Annotated in this window: 2 protein-coding genes; both read left to right on the top strand. The window is 44.4% G+C overall.

Annotated elements, in window-relative coordinates; genetic code table 11:
• The first annotated feature begins 34 nt into the window (after positions 1 to 34).
• Positions 35 to 193: a hypothetical protein gene (locus IV91_RS18985; RefSeq protein ID WP_200874466.1), complete on the top strand. Its 159-nt coding sequence runs from the start codon at positions 35 to 37 to the stop codon at positions 191 to 193.
• 42 nt (positions 194 to 235) lie between these two features.
• The coding region (gene tnpA / locus IV91_RS17725; protein WP_150112548.1) for an IS200/IS605 family transposase at positions 236 to 412 on the top strand (177 nt) is incomplete at its 3' end.

Here is a 412-nt window from a genome sequence, read left to right as displayed (position 1 = left end):
TAGCGGTACTACCGATGCCGGAAGGAGATAACGTATGAGTCATTACAAACCTTACCCTGCCTACAAAGATTCGGGGGTGGAGTGGATTGGGGAGGTGCCTGAGGGTTGGGATGTTGCAAGAATCAACCCATCTCCGCGAGAATCCCCTCGCTTTAGCCATGGGGAGGAAAGCGGGAAGTTGGTTTTGACTTAGATTTGTCTTGCATTATATATATAGCATCTGTATAATTAGTACATGAGCGATTACACCATAAAATACAAGAGCAACCTGAACGTGGTTTACTCCTGCAAGTACCATGTTATATGGTGTCCGAAGTATCGGCGTTCGGTTTTAGTGAAGGGCGTTGACGTTCGGCTGAAAGAAATTATACAAGACGTTGCTACTGAGTATAAATGTGAAATATTGGAACTT

The sequence above is a fragment of the Ferrovum myxofaciens genome (genome assembly GCF_000735045.1).
Classification (GTDB): Bacteria; Pseudomonadota; Gammaproteobacteria; order Burkholderiales; family Ferrovaceae; genus Ferrovum; species Ferrovum myxofaciens.
The sequence above is the reverse complement of the archived record's forward strand: the minus strand, read 5'-3'. Positions and strand labels throughout refer to the sequence as shown.

Excerpts from the sequence above, each read along its gene's own strand:
- IV91_RS18985 (WP_200874466.1), top strand. The coding sequence starts at position 35 with ATGAGTCATTACAAACCTTACCCTGCCTACAAAGATTCGGGGGTGGAG.